Annotated in this window: 15 protein-coding genes and 3 tRNA genes; 11 read left to right on the top strand and 7 right to left on the bottom strand. The window is 59.0% G+C overall.

What is annotated here, in order from left to right:
- Position 1: 1 nt before the first annotated feature.
- The gene (locus MOP44_RS26930; RefSeq protein WP_260793665.1) at positions 2-472 is read right to left on the bottom strand and encodes a DUF2127 domain-containing protein; all 471 of its coding nucleotides are present in this window, start codon (positions 470-472) and stop codon (positions 2-4) included.
- Between the two features lie 190 nt (positions 473-662).
- On the opposite strand from MOP44_RS26930, the gene MOP44_RS26925 reads away from it, so the two are divergent.
- A complete protein-coding gene (locus MOP44_RS26925; protein ID WP_260793664.1) occupies positions 663-2,315 on the top strand; it encodes an AMP-binding protein in 1,653 nt (550 codons plus the stop codon).
- A 42-nt stretch (positions 2,316-2,357) separates the two neighbouring features.
- On the top strand, positions 2,358-3,206 hold the full coding sequence (locus tag MOP44_RS26920; protein ID WP_260793663.1) for a carbon-nitrogen hydrolase family protein: 849 nt from the start codon (positions 2,358-2,360) through the stop codon (positions 3,204-3,206).
- Positions 3,207-3,230: 24 nt separating this feature from the next.
- Here MOP44_RS26920 and MOP44_RS26915 read toward each other — a convergent pair whose 3' ends face one another.
- The gene (locus MOP44_RS26915) at positions 3,231-4,004 is read right to left on the bottom strand and encodes a dolichyl-phosphate beta-glucosyltransferase (protein WP_260793662.1); all 774 of its coding nucleotides are present in this window, start codon (positions 4,002-4,004) and stop codon (positions 3,231-3,233) included.
- 227 nt (positions 4,005-4,231) lie between these two features.
- Here MOP44_RS26915 and MOP44_RS26910 point away from each other — a divergent pair, with 227 nt between their 5' ends.
- Entirely contained in the window at positions 4,232-4,528 is a 297-nt protein-coding gene (locus MOP44_RS26910) for an integration host factor subunit beta (RefSeq protein WP_260793661.1), read from the top strand.
- A 122-nt stretch (positions 4,529-4,650) separates the two neighbouring features.
- Entirely contained in the window at positions 4,651-5,079 is a 429-nt protein-coding gene (locus tag MOP44_RS26905; protein WP_260793660.1) for a cupin domain-containing protein, read from the top strand.
- 181 nt (positions 5,080-5,260) lie between these two features.
- Here MOP44_RS26905 and MOP44_RS26900 read toward each other — a convergent pair whose 3' ends face one another.
- Positions 5,261-6,484, bottom strand: coding sequence for an alpha/beta hydrolase-fold protein (locus tag MOP44_RS26900; protein ID WP_260793659.1), 1,224 nt, complete (start codon positions 6,482-6,484; stop codon positions 5,261-5,263).
- A 279-nt stretch (positions 6,485-6,763) separates the two neighbouring features.
- Between MOP44_RS26900 and MOP44_RS26895 the strand changes: the two genes are divergently transcribed.
- The 5 genes from MOP44_RS26895 to MOP44_RS26875 are packed head-to-tail and all read left to right on the top strand — an operon-like array spanning position 6,764 to position 16,558.
- Positions 6,764-8,896 (top strand): alpha-N-arabinofuranosidase, encoded by a 2,133-nt coding sequence (locus MOP44_RS26895; RefSeq protein WP_260793658.1) that lies wholly within the window; start codon positions 6,764-6,766, stop codon positions 8,894-8,896.
- A 23-nt stretch (positions 8,897-8,919) separates the two neighbouring features.
- Positions 8,920-10,023, top strand: a complete 1,104-nt coding sequence (locus MOP44_RS26890) for an alpha/beta hydrolase (protein ID WP_260793657.1) — start codon at positions 8,920-8,922, stop codon at positions 10,021-10,023.
- 38 nt (positions 10,024-10,061) lie between these two features.
- Positions 10,062-12,110 carry a sialate O-acetylesterase gene (locus MOP44_RS26885; RefSeq protein WP_260793656.1) on the top strand — a complete coding sequence of 683 codons (2,049 nt, stop codon included), beginning with the start codon at positions 10,062-10,064 and terminating at the stop codon, positions 12,108-12,110.
- Positions 12,111-12,143: 33 nt separating this feature from the next.
- Positions 12,144-14,819: a glycoside hydrolase family 3 C-terminal domain-containing protein gene (locus tag MOP44_RS26880; RefSeq protein ID WP_260793655.1), complete on the top strand. Its 2,676-nt coding sequence runs from the start codon at positions 12,144-12,146 to the stop codon at positions 14,817-14,819.
- Positions 14,820-14,863: 44 nt separating this feature from the next.
- On the top strand, positions 14,864-16,558 hold the full coding sequence (locus MOP44_RS26875; RefSeq protein ID WP_260793654.1) for a carboxylesterase/lipase family protein: 1,695 nt from the start codon (positions 14,864-14,866) through the stop codon (positions 16,556-16,558).
- Positions 16,559-16,670: 112 nt separating this feature from the next.
- Here MOP44_RS26875 and MOP44_RS26870 read toward each other — a convergent pair.
- A tRNA-His gene (locus MOP44_RS26870) sits at positions 16,671-16,745 on the bottom strand.
- A gap of 117 nt (positions 16,746-16,862) precedes the next feature.
- On the opposite strand from MOP44_RS26870, the gene MOP44_RS26865 reads away from it, so the two are divergent.
- Positions 16,863-16,939, top strand: a tRNA-Pro gene (locus MOP44_RS26865).
- A gap of 168 nt (positions 16,940-17,107) precedes the next feature.
- Here the strand turns inward: MOP44_RS26865 and MOP44_RS26860 are convergent.
- Together MOP44_RS26860 and MOP44_RS26855 are read right to left on the bottom strand one after the other, a co-directional pair.
- Entirely contained in the window at positions 17,108-20,335 is a 3,228-nt protein-coding gene (locus tag MOP44_RS26860) for a TonB-dependent receptor (protein ID WP_260793653.1), read from the bottom strand.
- 151 nt (positions 20,336-20,486) lie between these two features.
- The gene (locus MOP44_RS26855) at positions 20,487-20,915 is read right to left on the bottom strand and encodes a helix-turn-helix transcriptional regulator (protein WP_260793652.1); all 429 of its coding nucleotides are present in this window, start codon (positions 20,913-20,915) and stop codon (positions 20,487-20,489) included.
- A gap of 138 nt (positions 20,916-21,053) precedes the next feature.
- Between MOP44_RS26855 and MOP44_RS26850 the strand changes: the two genes are divergently transcribed.
- Positions 21,054-21,130 (top strand) — tRNA-Arg (locus MOP44_RS26850).
- Between the two features lie 397 nt (positions 21,131-21,527).
- Here the strand turns inward: MOP44_RS26850 and MOP44_RS26845 are convergent.
- Positions 21,528-23,582 carry a glycoside hydrolase family 127 protein gene (locus MOP44_RS26845; protein WP_260793651.1) on the bottom strand — a complete coding sequence of 685 codons (2,055 nt, stop codon included), beginning with the start codon at positions 23,580-23,582 and terminating at the stop codon, positions 21,528-21,530.
- Positions 23,583-23,642 lie beyond the last annotated feature (60 nt).

Below are 23,642 nucleotides of genomic sequence, written 5' to 3'. Positions count from 1 at the left end.
CCTAAACGCGTTTGCGATCCGACCGCTCTGTTTTGATGTGCCACAGCAGGTATGCCAAGACGGCCATGTTGATGACCAGGATGATGATGCGCAGGCCGGTTGGGCGTTGTGCGATCTCGTAGGCTTCGATGGGCACCAGGGAACCGGTGATGAGGATCGTGAACCATTCGGCCCAGCGCTTCAGCATCCAGAGACCGATGCCTTCAGTGAAGAACAGTCCCGCGTAGATGAAGCTGACGATGCCAAGATCGCGGATTTTATCGTGAGGCAGGGAAGTGGCTTTCTCGATCGCCCGGCTCACGAAGCGTCCGCCTGGATCGAGGTGGATCATCGCGATCCATTGCTGGAGCGTGGACGCCACGCCTTTGTGCATCAGCTTGAGAATGCCGATGCCGGTGGCGACGAGTATCGCTGCTTTGAGCAGCTTGAATATTGCGACGGTTCGGATGATGGTTCTATGCGACAGGTTCATGTGTGATGGTTTCCGAGCTTGAATGATCGATGGCACGTGCCGTCGCAAATCCGACAACGACGGCTTCGCTTCACATGGGTTCAGATGCAGGAGTTTACGCCGCCGACTAAAGCGGGGCGGCACAGGCGGGGCTCTATGTGTGGGCTGGATCACACTTTGAGATGGACAGTGGCACGTAGACTCGTGAACGATGGCATCGATATCTATGGCACTTGAGGGTCGAGTCGCGGCGATGAGTGAGACGCGCGGGCCGGCGCGGCCGCTGCTGGGGCTCACGATCGGTGATCTGCTGAGGCGGAATGCACAGCGATGGCCTGACAGGCCGGCGGTGGTGTCGCGCCACCAGGACGCGCGCATGACCTGGGGCGAACTGAGCGAGGCGGCGGATCGCGTGGCGCGCGGGCTGTGGTCGTTGGGGATCCGCCAGGGCGATCGCGTGGGGATCTGGTCGACCAACTGCATTGAATGGATCATGATGCACATGGGCTGTGCGCGAGCGGGCGCGGCACTGGTGAACGTGAATCCAGCTTATCGCTCGCATGAGCTGAGCTTTACGCTGCAGAGGTCGCGTATGAAGGCGCTGTTTCTCTGGCACAGGGATAAGCGTGCGGATTACGCGGAGATTCTGGATCGGGCGCGGCACGGTCTCGATCTGGAATTGCAGCACACGATCTTCTTTGACGGGCCGGAATGGCCGGCGCTGCTGGATGCAGAGGGCCGGCTGCCGGATCGCGTTGCGGTGGATGACGTTGCGAATATTCAGTACACCAGCGGAACGACTGGGCACCCCAAGGGGGTGATGCTGACGCATCACAACGTGGTGAACAACGGGCAATTCCTGGCGCATGGATTTCATTACACGGAGCAGGACAAGATCGTTGTACCGGTGCCGCTGTTTCACTGCTTCGGATGCGTAATTGGGACGATGAGCGTGGTAAATTCAGGCGCGGCGATTGTGCTGCCGAACTGGACCTTCGATGCCAAAGCTACGCTGGAGGCTGTGCATCACGAGCGCGCTACGAGCCTCTACGGTGTACCCGCGATGTATGTGGCGGAGTTCGGCGTTCCGGAGTTTGCGAGCTACGATCTCACCGGCCTGCGCACCGGCATGATGAGTGGGGCGCCTTGTCCTATCGAACTGATGAAACGCGTGCTCAACGAGATGCACATCAGAGAACTGGTGATTGCGTATGGGCAAACCGAGACGTCTCCGGTGGTGACGATGAGCGATGCGGGCGACTCGATTGAAGTGCGCGTGAATACGGTAGGACGGGCGATGCCGCAGACCGGGATCAAGGTGATGTCGGCCGCCACGGGCGAGACGCTGCCGCGTGGCGAACAGGGTGAAATCTGCGTGAGCGGCTACGCGTTGATGAAGGGATATGACGGCGACGAGGAAGGTACGGCGAAGGTGATCCAGGCGGATGGGTGGCTGCGCACGGGCGATCTGGGCGTGATGCGAGAGGACGGCTGCCTGCGGATCACAGGGCGATCGCGCGACGTGATCATCCGCGGGGGAGAGAACATTTATCCGCGCGAGGTGGAGGAGTTTCTCTACACGCACCCCAAGGTGGGCGAAGTGCAGGTGGTGGGGATTCCGCACGAGCGTCTGGGAGAGATTGTGGTGGCGTGGGTGCGGTTACGGCCGGGCGCGGAGGCGACGGAGGAGGAGATTCGCGCGTGGTGCGAAGGGCAGATTGCGTACTACAAGATTCCTGAGCACATTCGATTTGTGACGGAGTTTCCGGCGACGCTGTCAGGCAAGATACAGAAGTACAAGATGCGGGAGTTCGAGATCGAGGCGCGCGGTTTGCAGGACGTGGCGAAGACAGCAACTGCGTGATGCATGGGAATCTTGGGCCGGCTGGTTTATAGTTCGGTGTCGATGAAGAAGCTAAGTTGTTTATTCGTCTTTCTTGCGGCGTGGGCTGGTATTGTTTCGTCTGCGGTGGCCGCGCCTCAGCGCAATGTGCGTCTGGCGATCTGCCAGATTCTGGCGATCGATGGCGATCGTGAGGGAAACTTCCGGCGCATCGAGTATGCACTGGAACAGGCAGAGGCGAAGCACGCTGACATTGCGATCTTCCCGGAGTCGTCGATTCTTGGGTGGGAGAATCCTGATGCACATAAGATGGCGGAGCCGATTCCAGGCAAGGATAGCGAGCGCATTGCCGCGCTGGCACGGCAGCATCATGTGATGATCGCCATCGGACTCGACGAGAAGGAAGGGGACAAGCTCTATGATTCGGCGATTCTGGTCGACAAGACGGGCAAGCTGCTGTGGAAACATCGCAAGATCAATGTGCTGCCCGAACTGATGACCCCGCCGTATTCGCAGGGCAAGCCGGAAGATATTGGCGTCGTGGATACGGAGTTCGGGCGGATTGCCGTGCTGATTTGTGCGGACACGTTCAGCGATGCGTTTGTGAATCGCATGAAGGCGCTGAAGCCCGATTTGATGCTGGTGCCGTATGGCTGGGCTGCGCCGAATGATCAGTGGCCGCAGCACTCCAAAGTGCTGGAGGATCTAGTCAAACGGCGAGCGGCGCTGGTGCGGTGCCCGATGGCAGGCGTGGATCTGGTAGGTGAGATGACGCACGGACCGTGGGCGGGGCAGACGTATGGGGGCTCGAGTTTTGTGGCGGACGGAACGGGGAAGATCCTGCTGACGCTGAGGGATCGCGATACGGATCTGCAGGTAATCGACGTGACGGCGGGGAATCTGGGGAAGTAAGCGGCGTCCGTCTATATGCCGACACTAGCTGTGTAGCTCGGGGCGATCGACCTCAGTGATGTCTTTGCCATAGCGGCCGAGGAGCGCGTTCCAGCGCACGATGGCGAGTTCCTTGAGCATTTGGAGGCCGTCGCGAAGATAACTGATGCGGCTGCGGGCGTCGTGCGCCCAGCTTACCGGCACCTCTTTCACCTTGAAGTGCCGCTTGCGCGCGATGAAGAGGATTTCCGGATCGAACCCCCAGCGCTCGATGGTCTGCAACTGGAAGACGGTCTGAGCGGCGTCGCGCGTAAATGCTTTAAATCCACACTGCGTGTCGGCGTAGGGCAGGCGCATCACCATGCGCGTGAGCGCGTTGAAGCAGCGGCCGAAGAACTGGCGATAGAGCGGCTGGCGGTGCGTCTGGCGGCTGGTTGCGAGCCAGCGCGATCCAATGGCAATGTCGGCGCCATCCTTCTCAATAGCGGCGAAGAGGCGGTCGGCTTCGTCGATGGGGGCGGACAGGTCGGCGTCAGTGAACATGACAATGTTGCCCTGCGCGTGGACGATGCCGTTCCGGACGCTGTAGCCTTTGCCGCGGTTGGAGGGATTTTCCATGAGGTGGACTTCCGGCGCATTGCGGATGAAATCGCGTACAAGGTCAGCAGTTTCATCGGTCGAGCCGTCATTCACAACAATGACTTCGGCGTCCCAGTGCTCCCGGCGCACGCAGGCCACTACGGCGTCGAGCGTGGCAATGATGCGCAGCCGCTCGTTGTATGCCGGAATGACGATGCTGTACTTCGGGTATTCGAGCATCGGATGGGATCTCCCTGAGACGTTCTTTATTCGATGTTGCTGAGTGAATCTAAGGCTCTGGATAGGATAAATGGGCACGGCAGGGGGTGGGTGTGTACTGATTGGTTGCCTGGTTGAAGTGCGGCAAATTACTGATGCAGAAAGGGAAGCGGATTTTGTGTGCTTTCTTTTTTTATGCCAAACCGTCCGAATTTGGGTATGCTGAGAGCGGAGGTCGAGAGGAACAAATGACCAAGGCAGACCTGGTGGAAAAGGTGACCCGCCTAGGCGATCTGACGCGCCGGGATGGTGAGGTTATTGTGGAAACGATCTTTGAGTCGGTGATTGGAGCGCTGCAGAGCGGGGACAAGATCGAGATTCGCGGATTCGGATCGTTCCGGATCCGGCAGCGGAATCCCCGAATCGGCCGTAATCCCAAGACCGGCGAGCGCGTGGAAGTTCCCGCCAAGCGCGTGCCTTACTTCAAGCCTTCCAAGGAGTTGCGGGATCTGGTGAATCCTGAGGAGGCAGCCAAGGTTTCGTAGGCTGGAAACACCCAATCCCTCGGACGGGGAAGGTTTGCCTGGACAGCGACGGCGTAGCTCATGGCTGCGCCGTTCGTATTTTCGGGGATATCTCCTTGTGCGACCAATAAGGAGGCGGCGCTATGGGCATAGATACGCCTACGAATACGGATCCGGTGTGCCGGCTGCTTAACGCGGGTGAGGCTTTCATCGGGAAGCAGGGGCTGCAGTACAACGTGGCGATTGCGGCGGAAACCGTGGGCGCGAAGGCGCTGCACATGCAGCTAGTAACGATTCCGCCGGGAGGACGCGCGCTCGCGCACAAGCACGCTACCCACGAGACGGCCATCTATGCGCTCAGCGGCACGTCTTGCATGTGGTACGGGGAACGGCTGGAGAATCATGTGGTTGTCGAGCCGGGGAATTTTCTGTACATCCCCGCCGATACGCCGCACCTGCCGTATAACCCAAGCCAGACGGAACCTGTGGTGGCGGTGATTGCGCGGACCGATCCGCATGAGCAGGAAAGCGTAATTCTGCTTCCGGAACTGGATGAAATCCGGCCGAAGTGACACTTGTGCGGCTTGGAAGCATCACTGGCGGACTGTCGCAGGCCGACCTATGGCGCTCATTATGTGCGTCTGCTTGGGGCTTGGAGTGCGAGGGCTGTGGGTCTAGCCACAGCCCCGCAGTAAACCAGCACAGTCGTGCGGATTATCGTGATGGTTGCAGGGAAACAACTGCGCGATCAGTCTACATCCCATGAGCGGCAGCTGATTGCTGTCCGGAGGACTGGAACAGGCGCGGCGCGAAGTCCTTCAGATCGCGACGCCACGTCTGCCACTCGTGATCGGTGCCGGGTGACTCGTAAAAGACGTGCTGGATCTTTCCTTCATCGAGCGCTGTGTGCAAGGCCTCCAGCCCGGTCTTCATTCGTTCAGGCTCCTTGGTTCCAACGCCGATCCAGAGCAGGTGCACGCGTTTGGCGAAAGCCGCAGGATCGGCCATTGCGCCATTGAAGGCTGTCTTCGTGTCGAACTTGTTGTTGCCCATTGCGAAGACGTTCGCGGCGCCACTAAAACCGCCGATATACGAGAACATGTCGAGATGATCGAAGGTGACCTGGAAGGTTTGCATGCCGCCCATGGACAGACCGGCCATGGCGCGATGATCGCGATCGGAGATCGTGCGGAATGTCTTGTCGATGAAGGGGATGAGCACCTGAACCATATCGTCTTCGAATGCGCCCATTCGCTCCTGCATCACCTTCATGAACTCCGGCGATCCAAATGGCTTTCCCGTGAGGTCGGGAACGACGTACCCGGCACGTGTCGCGTAGCCATTGGCCATCACGATGATCATGGGCTTGGTATTTCCGCCGGCAATCAGGTTATCGAGGATGAAATTGGCTTTGCCCTGACGGACCCATCCAGTCTCATCTTCCCCGCCTCCGTGCTGAAGGTACAGCACCGGATACCGCGCTTTTGAGTTGTCGTAATCAGGCGGCAGGTATACGAATGCGTCCCGCCAGGCGCCGGTCACGCTGGAGTGGTACCAGACTTGGCGCACCTGCCCGTGGGGAACGTCTTTCGGCAGATAGTAGTCGGCTCCGGCCTCGGGAACTTCCACGGCGCTGGCCCATTTGCTGCCGCCGAAGTATGCCGTGCTGGCGGGATCGCTGACCTCCGCGCCATCAACATTGATCGTGTAGTAGTGCAGTCCCGGAGCCATCGCGGGCGTGGTAAACGTCCAGAACCCGTCGGCTTGCTTTTCCATGTCAGCCTTGGGCCCGCTCCAGAAATTGAGCTTCACTTTAGTCGCATCGGGGGCCTTGAAGCGGATCTGTACGCGCGAGGAACTGTCGACTTGAGGGTATTGGGCATCCAGGACATTCGAAGTGGCGGGCTTGAAGTCGGCCGAGTCCTGGGCAAAGCAGAGACTTGTGGCGAGAAGCATTGCGAATCCGATGAATTTCATCTGCGGTTCTCCATGCAATCCGAGCGGTTCGAAGTTAGAGCGCTCGCAAAGCGAATTGGACATTCAGTCTTCGATCAACGTGAATGGTAATCCAGCTCTCTGCCCATATAAAGCGATTTATTTATCTTGTTCTTCTTTGCTCTTTCTCTGTATAGTCGAGAATTCCGGCGGACAGCGTCAGAAATCGCGTGCCTAATTTCCGCGATGAGCCGGCGGTCGGGCGGGGTGAGTACGCGGGATGTCCGCTGCTTTTGGACCAGACTTTGGAGAAGCAAAAGAATGCACCTGATCAGAACCCGGGAATCCGAGAAAACGCTTACGCGAATCTCCGCACTCTTCGTTTTCGCAGTTCTCGCCTCAGCAGTAAATGCTTTCCCCCAGGCTCGCACCGTCACTGCCAACATCGACGTTTCGAAGACCGGCGCACCCATTTCGAAGTACATCTACGGCCAGTTCCTCGAACACGGTGGCGACATCGTTAACAACGGCATCTGGTCGGAGATGCTGGTCGATCGCAAGTTCTTCTATCCGGTTGCGGCGGGCGCGCCCACGCCTCCGCCGGTACTGGGGAACGCCGCAGGCAATCCGCGGTTCAGACGCACGCCTACGCGCTGGTGGGCGCCAGTCGGCGGAGCTGAGAACGTCACGATGGATAAGAAGGATCCATACACAGGAGATCAGTCTCCATTGGTGAAGGTCGATGCGAAAGATCCGCACGGTTTGAGCGAGTCCGGGATCGCGGTGCGAAAAGGCAAGGCATATACCGGACGTATCGTCCTCGCTGGCTCGCCCGGGGCGGTAGTCAAAGTCACACTGATCTGGGGCAAGGGACCAGCCGATCGCCAAGTCACCACCATCCGCACCCTTGGCGCTAGCTATCGGAAGCTCCCATTGCGTTTTACTGCCGCTGCGGACACCGATGACGCCACACTCGAGATCACGGGCACCGGGACCGGCGAATTTCACGTTGGCGCAGTCTCGCTCATGCCTGCCGACAACATCGAAGGCTTCCGCCCGGAGGTGATTGCCGCGCTCAAGCAGATGCGGTTCGGCGTGCTGCGCTTCCCTGGCGGCAACTTCGTCTCCTCCTATGAGTGGCGATATGGTGTTGGCGATATCGACAAGCGTCCTCCCATCTTCGATGCGGTGTGGCATGCCGTGCAGCCGAACGACGTGGGCACGGATGAGTTTCTGACTCTGTGCCGTCTGCTTGGCGTCGATCCTTACATTACCGTCAACGCCGGATTTGGCGACGCGTGGTCCGCGCGCGAGCTGGTCGAATACACCAATGGATCCGCAACCACGCCGATGGGTAAATGGCGCGCTCAGAACGGCCATCCCGCGCCGTACGGCGTGAAGTTCTGGGGTGTAGGAAACGAGCCCTGGGGCGACTACCAGATGGGCGCGATGTCGCTTCCGCAATTCGAACTGAAGCACAACACGTTCGCCAAGGAGATGCGCAAGGTCGATCCGTCGATCAAACTGATCGCCGGCGGTGCGATGCCTGACGTGATGGAGGGCGCCGACCAGGCTCGCCGCATCAATGGGCAGTATGTTCCCGACTATCTCTCTGCGGCCGACTGGACAGGACAACTGCTGTTGAATTGCCTGGACAACATCGACATGGTGAGCGAGCACTATTACGCTTCCGGCACCGAGCACACGGATATGAAGCTGCAGAAGAAGGTGCCGATCGATCCGCCGCTTTCGTTCCTCGAGTGGCAGCGCGCGCCGGCTGTGCAGGTTCGCGCGAAGTACGAGCACTACCAGGAGTATCTGAAGCGCATCCCCGCGCTCAGGGCGAAGCCTGTTCCGATTGCGATTGACGAGTGGGCGTACTTTGGCGGGGGACCGAACTCGTACAAAACCGTGCCCGCCTATGCCTGGGCCTTCCACGAGATGTTCCGCCACTCGGACATCTTCCAGATGGGAGCGTTCACCTTCGCGACCGCGATGATGAGCCAGAACCGCACCGAGGCCACGCTCAATCCCACAGGCCTGCTGTTCAAGATGTATCGCGATCACTTCGGTACAATTCCTGTCGAAGTCAGCGGAGATTCACCGCAGCCCAAGCCCAGATTCCCGGCCGGCGGTGATCAACCCGCGGTCAATCCCGGCAGCGACACCTATCCGCTGGACGTGAGCGCTGCGCTGACCGAAGACCGCAAGACCCTCGCCATTGCGGTGTTGAATCCATCTGATTCTGAGCAAAGCATCAAGGTATCGGTGAATGGTGCGAAAGTTGCCGGGGCAGGGAAGTTGTGGCGTATGGCGCCAGATTCCATTAACGCCACAGTGCAGGTGGACAAGAAGCCCGAAGTTCAGGTAGAGGAACAATCGCTCGGTGCGCTTCCGGAAACAATCACGGTGCGCCCGTTCAGCGTGAACATCTATTCGTACCCCGTGCAGTAACTACCCATGTCCAAGAGGCCCAGATGAAAGTAACAGCATTTATTCTCGCGTCCGCAGTCGCATTTGCGACGGCGCCCGCAGCTCAGTTGGGAGCCCAGGTGAAGACCAATGTTCCCGAGGTCGTGCCCGGCGCGAAGCCAACCACAGTGGAACACATCAAAATTCACGGCGCAGCGCTTGAAGGCAATCTCGAAGGCGATGCTGTCGATCGTGACGTGATCGTGTTCCTGCCGCCGAGCTATGAGAAAGACAAGAAGCGCCACTACCCGGTGGTCTACGCTTTGCACGGCTATTCCATCGGCGCCGAGCAGTGGACGCACGAGATCCACGTCCCGCAGACGATTGAGGGCGCTTTTGCTACAGGGTCGCAAGAGATGATCGTTGTCCTGCCGGATTCCAAGACGATCTATAACGGCTCAATGTACTCAAGCTCTGCTACGACAGGCGATTTCGAAAACTACATCGCGCATGACGTGGTCGCCTACATGGACGCGCATTACCGCACGATTCCCAATCGCACCAGCCGCGGCCTGGTCGGTCATTCCATGGGCGGTTACGGAGCAACGCGTATCGGCATGAAACACTCCGATGTTTTCGGCGCGCTCTACATCATGAGCCCCTGCTGCCTTTCGCCCATGGCCGGCGGTTTTGGACCTCCCGATCAAGCGAAGCAACGCGCCCTAGAGAGCGAGAAGAAAGTCGCGGATGCCAAGTCCCCGGCCGATCTTGCCGCGCAGTCACCCGGTTTTGCCTCGGCCCAGTATGCGACCGCGGCGGCATGGGCGCCCGATCCCAAAAACCCGCCGCTGTATTTCGATCTCCCCACCAAGGATGGCGTTCCGCAACCCGACATTGTGGCGAAATTCACTGCCAACTCGCCGCTTACTTTTGCGGATCAGTACATCGGTAGCCTGAAGCACTATCGCGCAATTGCGATGGACGTAGGCGACCAGGATGGACTGCGCTTCGATGCGACGAAGCTGCATACTCTGTTTGACAACTACGGACTCGCGAACACGTTTGAGATCTACTCCGGCACGCACGTCAGTGCCGTGGCTGATCGCTTCCAGAATCACGTTCTCCCGTTCTTCAGCAAGAATCTCTGTTTCACCGCCGATTGCAAGTAAACACTGATTGCTTCATTCGGATCGAGAGACCTGCAGTCATGATTCAACGATTTACTAGCCTGAAGGTCGCTGCCGCGGCTCTGCTGCTCGTTGCGGCCTCGGGGACATTTGCACAGCCAACTCCGGGGCAGGCGACACCATCTACAGCCGGGAAAGCGCTACCCTTCGTCAGCCCCATCTTCGGCGACAACATGGTGCTCCAGCGCGACAAGCCCGATGCCATCTGGGGCTGGTCTGATCCCGGAGATACAGTCCGGGTGCAGATTGGTGATAAGACCGCGACAGCCACGGCCGGTGCAGATCGCCGCTGGCAGGTGAAGATTCAGCCGCCAGCGGCAGGTGGCCCGTACACGGTCAGCATCACTGGCCATCAGACAGTTGAATTGCACAATGTGCTGGTCGGTGACGTATGGCTCTGCGGCGGGCAATCCAACATGGGCCTGCCGCTCCGCTTTACGAAGAACGCCGACGATGAAATCAAAGCGGCCAATTTTCCTGAGATTCGCTTCTTCACCGTGGAAGGCCATCCTGCTTATCACCACATGGATGTAATCGAAGGCAACTGGCGCGCGGTATCTCCTGAGACCGCGGGCAGCGTCTCGGCTGTTGCGTATTACTTCGCACGCAAGGTGCAGCAGGAAATCCACGTTCCTATCGGCCTGGTGGTTGATGCGGTCGGAGGAACGCCTGCCGAAGCCTGGGCAAGCGAAGCCGCTCTGCGTCCGCTCCACGATTTCGACGTTCCGCTTGACGAACTCGATCGTCTCAAGGCTGCGGACGCGCCTGAGTACGGGAACTATGTCATGCACTGGTATGACCAGTACGACATTGGCCAGAAGGAGAAGTGGGCCGTCCCGGATCTGGACGACTCGGCGTGGAAGCGGGTTCCGGTACCTGGCGGATTTGCCGAACTCGGCGTGCCCGATACGCCGGCCCTGGTCTGGTTCCGGCGCGAGATCACTCTCCCTGATCCGCTACCCAAACCTGCCGCGGAGGCGAACGCCGCGCCTGGACCGTTTCCGCGGGGCGGCGTTACGCTTCACCTGGGCTCCATTGAACGCATGGACACTGCATACGTGAATGGTGTCGAAGTCGGCGGCAGCGCGTGGGTGGAAAATCCGCGGATGTATTTCATCCGGCCCGGCGTTCTCAAGCCGGGTCGCAATGTCATCGCTATCCGCGTTCTCAAAACTAAGCCCGACGGTGGATTCCTTTCGAAGCCTGACGATCTGCACCTCAACCTGGCTGACGGTTCCACGATTCCGCTCGCAGGTGAGTGGAAGGCCAAGCTCAGCGTGGATGCTCGTCCGCCGCATCCTCTTCCCATGGGGTACGAAAACTGGCCGGTGATGCCAAGCGTGCTCTATGAGGGGATGCTTGCGCCGATAGCCCCGATGTCGATTACCGGAGCGATCTGGTACCAGGGCGAGCAGAACTCCCCGCGCGGCTTTCAGTACCGCAGAATTCTTCCTGCGATGATTGCCGATTGGCGCTCGTTGTTCTGCCAGGGTGATTTCCCGTTTTACATCGTCAGCCTGCCCGCATTCACGAAGCATAGTTCCGTACCGGTGGATGGGGACGATTGGACCGAAACACGCGAGTCGCAGGCGATCGCGGCGGCGAGCGTTCCCAATGCATGTCTTGCGGTCACCATCGACACGGGCGACCCCGACAACATCCATGCCAAAGACAAGCAGCCAGTCGGCGATCGGCTCGCGCGGTGTGCGCTCGCGAAGCACTACGGGAAGCCCATCGTTTACTCCGGCCCAACGCTCGAATCTGTAGAGCGCCTGCCCGGCTCCATTCGCCTGCATTTCGCGCACGCCGATGGTGGTCTCGTCGTGAAGGGCGATCATCTCGGAGAGTTTTCCATCGCCGGAGACGACCGCAAGTGGTACTGGGCTGATGCGCGCATCGAAGGCGACACGGTCGTAGTCACTTCGCCTTCTGTGCCCAATCCCACGCAGGTGCGATACGCTTGGCAATCGAATCCAGTTGCGACGCTCTTCAATGGTGCTGGCCTTCCGGCCGCTCCGTTCCGCACCGATCACTGGCCCGGTAAAACTGAGGCTGCAAGACCGTATTGAGCCCCCGAACTCAGCTTCAAGATGGAGAACCCTATGAAACTCCGCATCAACCCGACTCTCGAGTGCATCGCCATCTGTCTGGGAGCGCTCCTCCTCGGTTCTTCCCCGCAGAAAGCAGTTGCTCAGGACGCAACGAATCCTCCCTACCTGAATCCCCAGCTCTCGCCTGAACAGCGCGCAACCGACCTGGTGCGTCGCATGACCTTGGCGGAGAAAGCCACGCAGATGCAGAACAACTCCGCTGCGATTGAGCGGCTCAAGGTGCCCGCGTATCAGTGGTGGAGCGAGGCCCTGCACGGCGTTATCAATGAAGGTGTGACCGAGTATCCGGAGCCCGTGGGCCTGGCCGCTACATTTGACGCGCCGGGCATTCACACCATGGCTGCGCAGATCGGCATCGAAGGCCGCATCAAGCACGTGCAGAACCTGCGCGAAGGACATACGGGCATCATGGGTGGACTCGATTTCTGGTCGCCCAATCTCAACATCTTCCGCGATCCGCGGTGGGGCCGCGGCCAGGAAACCTATGGGGAGGACCCATTCCTCACGGGCCGCATGGGTGTTGCTTATGTGACTGGCCTGCAAGGTGACAATCCGAAATACTATCTCGGCATTGCGACGCCGAAGCACTACGCCGTGCACAGTGGACCGGAACCGACGCGCCATTTCGCCGACGTCGATGTAAGCAAGCACGACCAGGTCGACACATACGAGCCTGCATTCCGCGCCGCGATTGTCGAGGGCAAGGCGGGATCCGTCATGTGCGCTTACAACGCCATCAATGGCGAGCCCGCCTGCGCGAATCAGTACCTGCTTCAGGACCAGCTGCGCGGCAAGTGGGGCTTCCAGGGCTATGTCGTCTCCGACTGCGATGCCGTGCGCGACGTCGCCGCGAACCATCGTTACCGCCCCACCCAGGCGCAAGGCGCGGCTATCTCAGTCATCCGCGGCATGGACAACGAGTGTGTCACCTTCACCTCGCGATTCGGCGATCCGGTCGAGAAAGCTTACGTCGACGCCGTGCAGCAGGGCTACTTGCCGGAGAGCACGCTGGACACTGCGCTCATCCGTCTCTTCACCGCGCGAATCAAACTCGGCATGTTCGATCCTCCTGACATGGTTCCCTACACCAAGATCGACGAGAAGGAACTCGACAGTGCCGAACACCGCGCACATGCGCTCAAGCTGGCGAATGAATCGATGGTGCTGTTGAAGAACGACGGCCTGCTTCCGCTCAAGCCCGGAATCAAGAAGATCGCTGTCGTCGGACCGCTTGCCGACCAGACGAGGCCGCTGATCGGCAACTACGCGGGCCAGCCCACGCATATCGTTTCCGTCATGGAAGGCCTCAAAGCCGAGTTCCCGAACGCCAGTATTACCTACGTTCCCGGTACACAGTTCCTTCGCACCGACGGAACTCCCGTGCCCGATGGTCTTCTGACCACGCCTGACGGCAAGCCTGGTCTCAAGGCCGAATATAACGAAGGCATGCGGCGCGGACCCGGAGGCCCACCGAGCAAGTCCATCGCCACGCGTACCGAGTCCAATGTGAAACTGACCGGGACAAATCTTCCGTCAGAGGTGGCCGGCAAGAAGATCTTCGGTGTGCAATGGTCAGGATTCCTTACGCCTAATGAATCCGGCGACTTTCTCATTGGCATTCGCTGCCAGGGGTTCGGTCGAATCACAGTGGACACGAAGCAGGTGGCGATGGCCTTTGGCGGCGGAAACGAAGCAACGTCGGGCGTAGGCCGCGTCCACCTCGAGAAGGGCCGCAAAGTCGCCATTGAAGTCTCCTACGGAACCAGGGATGGCAAGGCTCATGCCGAACTGATCTGGAACAAGGCGAACAACGCTCCTTCGCCTGAAGCAGTCGCCGCCGCGAAGAATGCTGACGTTGTGATTGCGGTCGTAGGTATCACCAGCCAGCTTGAGGGCGAAGAGATGCCGGTGAGCGAGCCGGGCTTCCTCGGCGGAGACCGCACCAGCATCGACCTGCCTCAGCCCGAAGAAGACCTGGTCGAAGCAGTGGCCGCGACAGGCAAGCCGCTCGCGGTCGTTCTCATGAACGGCAGCGCTCTGGCTGTCAATTGGATCAACCAACATGCCAACGCGGTCCTGGAAGCGTGGTACCCCGGTGAAGAGGGTGGAGCCGCTGTAGCGCAAACCCTCAGTGGCAAGAACAATCCAGCCGGACGTCTTCCCGTAACCTTCTACACTGGCGTCGACCAGTTGCCCCACTTCGAAGACTACGGAATGGCAAATCGGACTTACCGCTACTTCACCGGCAAGCCTCTCTATCCGTTTGGCTACGGGCTCAGCTACACGAAGTTCGCTTACACCGACCTCAGCGTGTCCGCTCAGTCCGTTGCTGCCGGACAACCCGTCGCGGCTGATGTAACCGTGAAAAACGGCGGGCAGCTCGCTGGAGACGAGGTAGTGCAGCTCTATCTAAAATTCCCTGATGTCAAAGGCGCTGCGCGTGTCGCTCTTCGTGGCTTCCAGCGCATCCATCTCGATCCCGGCGCAAGCCAGAAAGTCCACTTCGAGTTGAATCCGCGCGATCTGGGAATGGTCACTGAAGATGGCAATCCGATCATCGCGCAAGGCGATTACACCGTCAGCATCGGTGGCGGCCAGCCCGACACTGTAGCACCCGTCGCGACTGGCCATTTTCATGTCGACGGCCAGTACGCCTTGCCGGAGTAATGACGAACGCGAACCGCATCTCGCAACCAAAGGAGCAGCCATTCATGTCTGAAACATCGAAACGTGTTCTTACTCGCCGTGAAGCGCTGCTTCTCTCGGCCACGGCCGGAATCACCATGGTTGCGGGTGAACCTGCGCTCGCTTCCGACAGCATCAAGACTGCGGCACACCAGGAACCCGGCAATGTCTCCACACCGGGTTCCGCCGTAGCCAAGACGCAATACGGCAGGGTGCGCGGTTTCCTCGACGGCGGCGTCTTCACCTTCAAGGGTGTTCCTTACGGGCAGACGACAGCCGGCGCCAACCGCTGGCTGCCGGCGAAGCCGCCAACCCCCTGGACAGACGAGTATCCCGCCCTTGTCTACGGCGCGAACTGCCCCCAAAACCTGCACACATGGACGAGTGCTGAGCAGACCTTCATTCAGGATTGGGATGACGGCTGGCAAAGCGAAGACATGCTCAAGCTCAACATCTGGACGCCCAGCCTGACCGGCAAGCGGCCCGTCATGTTTTACATTCACGGTGGAGGTTACAGCTTCGGATCCTCCTACGAACTTCCCTCGCATGAAGGTGCGCAGATGGCGCGCCATCACGACGTGGTGCAGATCTCCGTCAACCACCGGCTCAACATCCTCGGCTTCTTCGATCTCTCCGAGATTGGCGGCTCGGCGTATGAAGGCTCCGCCAATGTCGGCATGACCGATCTCGTTGCGGCGCTGCGCTGGGTCCGCGAGAACATTGAGAACTTCGGCGGCGATCCGGATCGCGTAATGATTTACGGACAGTCCGGTGGTGGATCAAAGGTGACAACGCTCATGGGCATGCCTTCGGCGGCAGGACTCTTCCACCGCGCGGCTGCGCTGTCAGGCGGTGGTGGCAATATCCCATCCAGGGAACAGCAAGCCGAAGTCGCCAAGCTTGTCATGAAAGATCTTGGACTTGCACCCAATGACGTCGAGTCGCTTCAGAAGATGGAATGGAGCAAGCTCATCGCCGCAGGCAACGCGGCCGCGGCAAAAATCAACCCTCCGGGCCCGCCGATGATGGGGCCAGGCGCTCCCGGCAAGCCGCGCGTGGGCTGGCAGCCCTGCGTCGACGGCAAGATCATCAACATGCGTTCGTTCTTTGACGCTGCCCCGGAGAACTCGAAGAATGTGCCTCTGATCGTCGGCTCTGTGACGGAAGAAGGCAATCGAATGTCATCCCGGCCCACGGAAGAAGAGTGGCACGCCAGCCTTGCCAAGGCTTACGGCGAAGATAAAGCCGCCGCCATTGTCGCAGGGCTCAAGAAGGCCTACCCGAAAAAGAAAATACAAACGCTGTCGTACATGTGCAGCGGCAGCCCCGGATTGAACGGTCTGGCGATGCGCAACAACGTGGTGAAAATGGCTCGGTTGAAGCACGAATTGAATGCCGCGCCGGCTTACGCTTACTACTTCACTTGGCAGACGCCCATACTGGATGGCCTGCCAGGCGCGTGGCACACCGCCGATCTCCAATTCTGCTTCGACAACACGAAACGCTGCGAGCAGGGAACCGGCAATACACCCGAGGCCCAGTCATTGGCAAAAAAGATGGCTTCTTCCTGGGCCACGTTCGCCGCAACCGGAAACCCCAGCATCCCTGGCCTGAAGTGGGAAGCCACTGACCCCGAAACAAACAAGACAATGGTCTGGGACAACGAGTGCCGAATGGTGAATGATCCCGACGGTGAGATTCGCAAGATCATTCAGGTGTGAGCGGTTGTGCGACGATCGCGTGAGGCTGCGTCCTGAGCATCAGGATCAGTCATTCATTGTCCGATATTGCTCACTGGGAGGGAGTGACCGAAGTAAATTACTAATTATTAATTGGGGCGGCTAGTGGGGATCGAACCCACGACATCCTGAGCCACAGTCAGGCGTTCTGCCTCTGAACTATAGCCGCCGTAATCCTTCGATTGTAGCATCGATCGAGCATGTCGGGAAAGCCCGCGGATTGCTCAGTTTACGTGCTTGCGCGGGGCAAATGGCGAGAGCTTTCGCGATACAATCGGAAGATAGTCGGGGCGTAGCGCAGTCTGGTAGCGCATCTGCTTTGGGAGCAGAGGGTCGGGGGTTCGAATCCCTCCGCCCCGACCATACCTATCCCGACCATCCATCTCTTTAGATTTCCAAACATCGCAGTTTCTGCAGGCTCTCTCGGAAGGGCTCCCGCCCGCTCTTTGGAGCATCAGCGCGTACGAAACCGTGGGCGAAGTTGCGACCGGCTTCCGGAGACCTCCCTGGAGCCGCAAACGGCCAGTCAGATTACCAGAGAAGCTTGAGGGCGAACTGGACCTGCCGGGAACTGGTCGAGGTGCTGGTGATTGCTCCGGCTGTGCCGGAGACGCCTGTTGGCGTGAAGACGATCAGGTTCGGCGTGTTGAAGTTGGCGCGGTTGAGGAGATTGAAGATCTCGGCTCGGAATTGGATCGCGAGGCGCTCGCGTATATGGCTGTTTTTCAGCGTTGAGAAGTCCCAGGTGCCGAGGCCGGGTCCCGTCAGCGTGTCCCTGCCGAGATTGCCGAAAAAGCCGCTGTTAGGGGGGGGGGCGAGGAAGGCGTTCGGATCGAACCACTGTTCGGGCTTGCCGAGGATGATGTGCCCGTGAAAATCGGGATTGACGAATGGCCTTACCGGATTGCGCGTATCGCCATTGTTCGATGGGTTATAGCTGAGTTGCGGTGTGAGTGGAAAGCCTGATTGGACGGTCGCAATGCTGTTTACAGACCATCCGCCAGCCGCCCAATTTGCGAAACCGTGAAGCTGATTGGCAAACATTTTCCCGCGGCCGAACGGAAGCATATAGACTGCGCTCAAAACGCCGATGTGCCGGACGTCGTAGGTGGCTGGTCCCCAATCTGCGTGCAGATCGTAAGGATTGGAGACAAGGCCGGGCGCATTGCCGGCGGTAGTTGCATTGAGCGAGTCGCCGTTGTCGAGCGCCTTCGACCATGTGTAGACGCCGCGGAGTGCCAGGTTGTCACTGAAGCGGTGATTTACATCCGCCTGGAGCGCGTTGTAATTGCTGTTCCCCTCGGAGAACCATGTCCACGTATTGGCGAGAGTGGGGTTCGCCTTTGGAGTTCCTACAGGGATGTAGAAGGTGCCGGCTGGAACCGGAGAGCCCGCCAGCGGGGCAGGGAAGTTCGCTGGATAGACAGCAGGACACGGAGACGCAGGACATATCGTCGGAATAGGCGTATTGCGATCAACTCCGATGAGTTGATGGTAGCCGTGCGAGCCGACATAGCCCAGCGTGAACGAGGTGTTGGGAGTGAGTTCTTGCTCTATGCGCAGTGAATAGGAGACCAGCATCGGCATTTGCGCATCGTTCTGAACGCCGCCTGGTACGAGCAGCGCCTTTGCGGGCGGTGGAGCGGCTGGATTGATGGGCAGGCTGGACACGGGCAACGCGGCGATGCTGTAAGTCGGATTGAAGGGCCCGTTCTGATCCATGCGATAGCCGAGATCGTCGAGCAGCTCGTTGTAAATGCCAAAGGCCGCGCGAATGACGGTCTTCTCGTGACGAGGATTCCACGCAAGTCCGATGCGCGGCTGCGGAAGGAACTTCGCGTTATTTTCTGTAAAAGCGTTGTGGCCGATGTGCGGCTGGCTGGAGATGACTCCATCGGTAAACGTGTAGTTGGCGGCGCGGCCATGCGCTTCATTCCAACCCGTTGAGAACTCACCGCGGAAGCCGAGGCTGACCGTCAGATGCGGGTTGAGGCGAATCACGTCTTCCACGTGTATTGCGCCGAACAGGGAGCGCCAGTTCATCTCAGTTGGCGAAGGACTGTAGAGGAAGCTGCTCGTGGTTCCAGCGAGGAAGGTTTTCAGGCTGGCAAAAGTGGCCTGTCCATATTGGCTGAGGTTGATGGTCTCGTTGGATTGGAAGCTCTGAAACCACGCGCCGAAAATCCATTGGTGCGCGCCGTGCGATACGGTCGCCAGATCCTCATAGGTGTAGAGGTTGCGCACAATGGGGAGATTGCTGCCGTTGTTGCTTCCGGCCAACCCGATCTGTGCCTGCGGATTGGATGCCGCGCTGCCGCCCACAACGACGGCTCCGACCTGTCGTCCACTGATGAAGCCGGGAACGTCAGCGGCGGGAGTGCCCGGAGTGGGCTCGCCGGTGAAGAAGTAAGCCGCGCGGGAGTAGCCTACGCGTGCGACGTTGTTCACGTTGGGTGAAAAGACGTGCGTCTCGTCAAGGCTGAGCACTTGCTCACGGAGAGTAAGTATGTCAGTACTGTACGGATTGGCGATTGTGGCCGTGACATCGCCGCCGTCATCAACGGTGTAGGCCGAGGAGAGCTCATCTTTAGGAGAAAAGGAAAGATCGAAGCGCGCGCTTCCGAAGTCCTCGCGAATGGTTTGAAGAGGGCTGCCGAAGACCTGCGCAATTCCGTTGAAGTTCGGCGCATCCGCCAGAGGTGCGACCCATAGGTTCAGGAGCGGTTGCACACTCGGCACGGCCGCGGCACGTGATCCAAGGTCGGGTACAAATGCGACTGAAGTTTGATGGAGACTCTGACGAAATCCCTCGTAGTTTCCAAAGAGGAAGGCCTTGTTCTTTTTCAGAGGTCCGCCGAGCGCGGCTCCGAATTGATTGCGTTGGAACGGTGGTGCCGAACCCTGGTCAAAATAGTTAGGAGCATCGAACGCATTGTTGCGCAGAAACTCGTATAAGGAGCCGTGCAGCTGGTTGGTGCCTGATTGCGTGACAATGATGACCTGCGCGCCGGGCCGCTTGCCATATGCAGCGCCGTAGGAGTCGCGGAGCACATTGAACTCTCGTACAGCTTCCACGCCGATCAACTGTTGGCTCGGACCTCCGGGCTGCATGTTGTTTTCTGCCGCTCCGGTGAACTCGATGCCATTGAGAAGGAACAGATTCTGCTGGGGTCGGTTTCCGGAAACAGAGAAGTTGTTCCCCGTGGTGGAATTGGATACACCGATGCCGCCGGTTTTCTGCGATGTGACGTTGACGATGCCGGGGTTGAGCGTGAGCAGAAGGTCGAAGCTGCGTCCATTCAGGGGCAGGTCTCTCACCTGCTCTTCCCCCACTAATCCGGAGATTTCCTGTGTCGCAGCGTTGACAACGGGGACGTTCCCAGTGACTATGATCTGCTGCTTGACCGTCGCGATCTGTAGGGTCAGGTTTACGGTCGCAACTTGACCGATGGCCAGAGAAATTCCAGTCCGTATTTCTTCGGCGAATCCTGCTTTACTGGCGCGCAGCTCGTAGCGTCCTACAGGAAGCTCAAGAATCTGGTAGTGGCCGGAGGAGTCGGTGAGTACACTCCGAAAAATTCCTGTGTCGACGTTGTTGGCGGTGATGGTAGCCCCTGCGATCGCTGCTCCAGTGGGATCGGCGATCCGACCGGACAAATTTGCCGAGATTTGCGCAAGGGCGGAGCCTGAGGCCAGGAAGGTGGAACAGAGCATCACAACGAAAGCCACCTCACGTGAGCGAAGAGAAGCTCCGAGCATTCGGCCTCCGGGCTATTGAGAATTGGCGGGTCTCCGGCAGGCGGCTCATGCTAGTCGATTGGCAACTGCGTAGGAAGGAGTTCGCCGATATGGCGAATTTATACACATTAAATCGTATAGTCAAGAAACAGGGCCGCGCCTTTGAGCGCTGCTATAGCGCCGCCTGATCAAGGCGCTCGATCATCACATCAGTAGATTTGATAAGCGCTGCGGCATGGTCGCCCTTCTTCAGTCCCATCTCACGTACTGCTCCCGCCGTGATGATTGAGGTGACGGTGGCATCGCCGACAGCGAGAATGACCTCAGCTAACAAGCCAACAATTCGAATGCTCACGACTCTCCCAGCTAGCTGGTTTCTACCACTGACTCTGCGGTACCTCTCGCGAGATCGAGCTTCGGGTTTCAGAGCATCCTTTTCAACAAACGGCTTAAGGCTCGCGAATGAAACTCGATGATGGCCACCGGCGGTAGTGGTGGTCTTGAGCTTGCCCGACAATATCCAGTTCTTGATCGTGGGGTAGCTGATTCCGAGGAGGCGTGCGGCTTCTCGAGGCGTGAGCATCTGCTTCTGGTTGAACATAGATTAATTTTCTAGCATTTTTCAGCTTGTCTTGTACCAGGCGAATGCCCCTGCAGCCCGCTGACATCCCAGCACGAACGTCTGAGGGGGCTGGCATTGCGCGCCTAACGTTACGGCCAGCGGCTACAATGGAGATACGGGCGAGTAGCTCAACTGGATAGAGCACCGGCCTTCTAAGCCGGGGGTTGCAGGTTCGAGCCCTGCCTCGCCTACCATGTTCAGGCTCCATAATTTAACAGATATACATCAACTGCTCCACCGATAGTGGTCGCAGCCGACCTAGCCAGGAGATTGTCCGTCTAGAGTGTCTTAAATCAATAAGAATGATTTTGGATGACGCAGAGCTTCTCGTTCACATACGCGGACGGTGCCGGTATTCACTGCACTTGTCAAGCGGGCTTGTTGAGCCGAAATCGACAGCTACGCGCCGACACTGACCCAATCATGAACCATGCGATCAAATCGCAAGGGAGCACGGCAACTACCTCGCACCGCTCGGCCGGTGAGGACTGAGGGGACGCTGCCACGATGCAGCGGAGAGCCCTCCTCGCCCACCGCGAGGAGAGTTCTCCGCTGCATAGCATGGTTCGGGCAGCGGGCAAGAGGTGCAACTCACTCACTCTTCACGAGTGGGAAAGCAGAGATTCGCAGCTTCGCAGCAGCGTAGGGAAGCATATCGATTTTCTCGTCAGGCTCGGTGCTGGACACTGGGCTCTTGGGCACAGCATCTGCAACCCCGTCCTCGGCCCGCCAAGATGGGACCTTTCGCGCATTTACGCGGAGACGGACTGGAGCATGCTTCTCGCTAAATACGTTGTCCTCCACGGCGGTTTCGTGTACTTCGATCGAGGACGACGGATCATCGGTGTCGACTCTGAGCGCATAGTTCCACTGGGTGGAAGGAAACACCTGCCAGTCAGCCGTCATGCCGCGGTCGGCCAGCTTCACCCAGGTCTCTCCAATCCCATATGAGAAGAGCAAAGGCCCCCGCTCGACGGCCACTGAGTCGTTGAACCAGCGGGAAACGCGCGGCTTCATGGGGAAGGCAATCTCCACCCGATCGCCAGGCCGCCAGGTCCGCTCAATGCGCGCGAAGGCTCCGGGTGTGGGCTGGGGTTGAGATTGTCCGTTGACTTGCACCGTAGCTCCAGTGGCCCAGGCCGGGATGCGCAGATGTAGAGGAAATGCCAGCGGTGAGGCGGGATTCACGGTGATCCGAATCTTTCCATTGAATGGGTAGCCGGTTTCCTCCACGATGTGGAGCGGCGTTTGACGCAGCACGGTCCGCACTTCGCAAGGCGCATACACCGCGGCGACGATGCCATCGCCAGCGTCGGAGACCCCTGAGGACGAGAGCATGAAAAGACTGTTGACCAGCTTGGGCCAGCCCTGATGGAAGTTGGCAGTGCAGCAGCCGAAGTTCGGCTCGAGGCCGAACAGGTTTGATTCCGGGCCGTCAGTGGTCCAAGGCTTGTGGTGGAGACTGCACTCCACCTGGTTCGGCTGCTGGTTGTACTGGTGAGCCCACATATCGTCTGTGAAGGTGCCAGGCAGGGCATTGAAGGCAAGCTTTTCGAGCCTGTCGCCGAGTGCAGCTTCCCCGGTGATGGCGAGCGAGTTTTCGAGTGAGAACATGTACTCGACCACCGTGCAGAGCTCTGATCCTTGAGAGGGGTCGAGCCCGGCCAGATGCTCGTCGCAGGAGAACATGCCGTTCGGTAAGCCGTGATACTTGTCCAACTCGGAAATCATACGAGATGCCGCTGCCGCGTCGTTGCGATCGCCTGAAACCACTGACCACACGGGGCCGGTCTTTATCGCCTGGCCATTATTCACTCCGTGTGTGGCGAGGGAGATGTCGCGCAGACCGTGGTCCTCATCCAGCTTGATGAAGTCGCGTGTAATTCTCTGCGTGTACTTGAAGTCGGCAAATTCGGCAACCCAGTCGTACCCCTGCGAGCGAAGCATGCGTGCCAGGTCTAGCAGGTAGGCGGATCCAGTTCGGTTGTAGAGCCAGAGAACACTGAGCAACTCATCCTGCCAGCGGAATTTGCCCCAGTCGCGCAGTGGGCGCTTGGGCAGCTCACCAAGCTGATAGCGGAAGTAGCGGTCCATGAGCGGTATGACGCGCGGATCGGACGTGTATTCCTGATACTGCGTGAGCGCCTTGAGCATCACGTAGCGCGGCCACCAGTCGTTGTTTGAGGCGGGGCCGATCATTCCATTGGCCGCCTGGTTCTTGAGAGTCCAGTCGATGAATCGGTGAGCCTTCGCCTGAAGGCGCTGATCGTTGAGTGTCCACGCCAGAGGCACAAGGCCGTCCAGGAAGTAGGGACCGCGCTCCCATGACTCGCCTTTGCCACCGAGCCAGCCGCTGTTCGGACCCACATCCGCCCACGTTTCGTCGAGGTGGCCACCCAGGCCGCTTGCTTGGATCTCCAACTGGTTTTTCAACCAGCCCGACGGGCGGACGGACCCGAGAGGCAGGAAGTAGAATGCATTCGGCGCCAGAGGGGCTCGATTCTTCACAACCTTGTTGGCTGCCTTTGTTGCGCTCTCATCATCAGTCGACAACGCCAAGGCGTGCTTGAGAGCGAACGAGCCAGAGAGCCCAAGGATGCTGAAGCGATGCAGAAAACCGCGGCGCGAAAACCTGAAATCGGACATAGAAAGCAAGACGAGCTCCTGGGATGTGCCTGCACAAAATTCTATGCAGTCGCACCTTTC

It is taken from the genome of Occallatibacter riparius, assembly GCF_025264625.1.
Taxonomy (GTDB): Bacteria; Acidobacteriota; Terriglobia; order Terriglobales; family Acidobacteriaceae; genus Telmatobacter; species Telmatobacter riparius.
The sequence above is the reverse complement of the archived record's forward strand: the minus strand, read 5'-3'. Positions and strand labels throughout refer to the sequence as shown.

Coding starts and splice junctions, on each gene's coding strand:
- MOP44_RS26845 (WP_260793651.1), bottom strand. CDS start 23,582: ATGTCCGATTTCAGGTTTTCGCGCCGCGGTTTTCTGCATCGCTTCAGC.
- MOP44_RS26855 (WP_260793652.1), bottom strand. CDS start 20,915: ATGTTCAACCAGAAGCAGATGCTCACGCCTCGAGAAGCCGCACGCCTC.
- MOP44_RS26900 (WP_260793659.1), bottom strand. CDS start 6,484: ATGAAATTCATCGGATTCGCAATGCTTCTCGCCACAAGTCTCTGCTTT.
- MOP44_RS26895 (WP_260793658.1), top strand. CDS start 6,764: ATGCACCTGATCAGAACCCGGGAATCCGAGAAAACGCTTACGCGAATC.
- MOP44_RS26910 (WP_260793661.1), top strand. CDS start 4,232: ATGACCAAGGCAGACCTGGTGGAAAAGGTGACCCGCCTAGGCGATCTG.
- MOP44_RS26920 (WP_260793663.1), top strand. CDS start 2,358: ATGAAGAAGCTAAGTTGTTTATTCGTCTTTCTTGCGGCGTGGGCTGGT.
- MOP44_RS26890 (WP_260793657.1), top strand. CDS start 8,920: ATGAAAGTAACAGCATTTATTCTCGCGTCCGCAGTCGCATTTGCGACG.
- MOP44_RS26880 (WP_260793655.1), top strand. CDS start 12,144: ATGAAACTCCGCATCAACCCGACTCTCGAGTGCATCGCCATCTGTCTG.
- MOP44_RS26930 (WP_260793665.1), bottom strand. CDS start 472: ATGAACCTGTCGCATAGAACCATCATCCGAACCGTCGCAATATTCAAG.
- MOP44_RS26875 (WP_260793654.1), top strand. CDS start 14,864: ATGTCTGAAACATCGAAACGTGTTCTTACTCGCCGTGAAGCGCTGCTT.
- MOP44_RS26885 (WP_260793656.1), top strand. CDS start 10,062: ATGATTCAACGATTTACTAGCCTGAAGGTCGCTGCCGCGGCTCTGCTG.
- MOP44_RS26905 (WP_260793660.1), top strand. CDS start 4,651: ATGGGCATAGATACGCCTACGAATACGGATCCGGTGTGCCGGCTGCTT.
- MOP44_RS26860 (WP_260793653.1), bottom strand. CDS start 20,335: ATGCTCGGAGCTTCTCTTCGCTCACGTGAGGTGGCTTTCGTTGTGATG.
- MOP44_RS26925 (WP_260793664.1), top strand. CDS start 663: ATGGCATCGATATCTATGGCACTTGAGGGTCGAGTCGCGGCGATGAGT.
- MOP44_RS26915 (WP_260793662.1), bottom strand. CDS start 4,004: ATGCTCGAATACCCGAAGTACAGCATCGTCATTCCGGCATACAACGAG.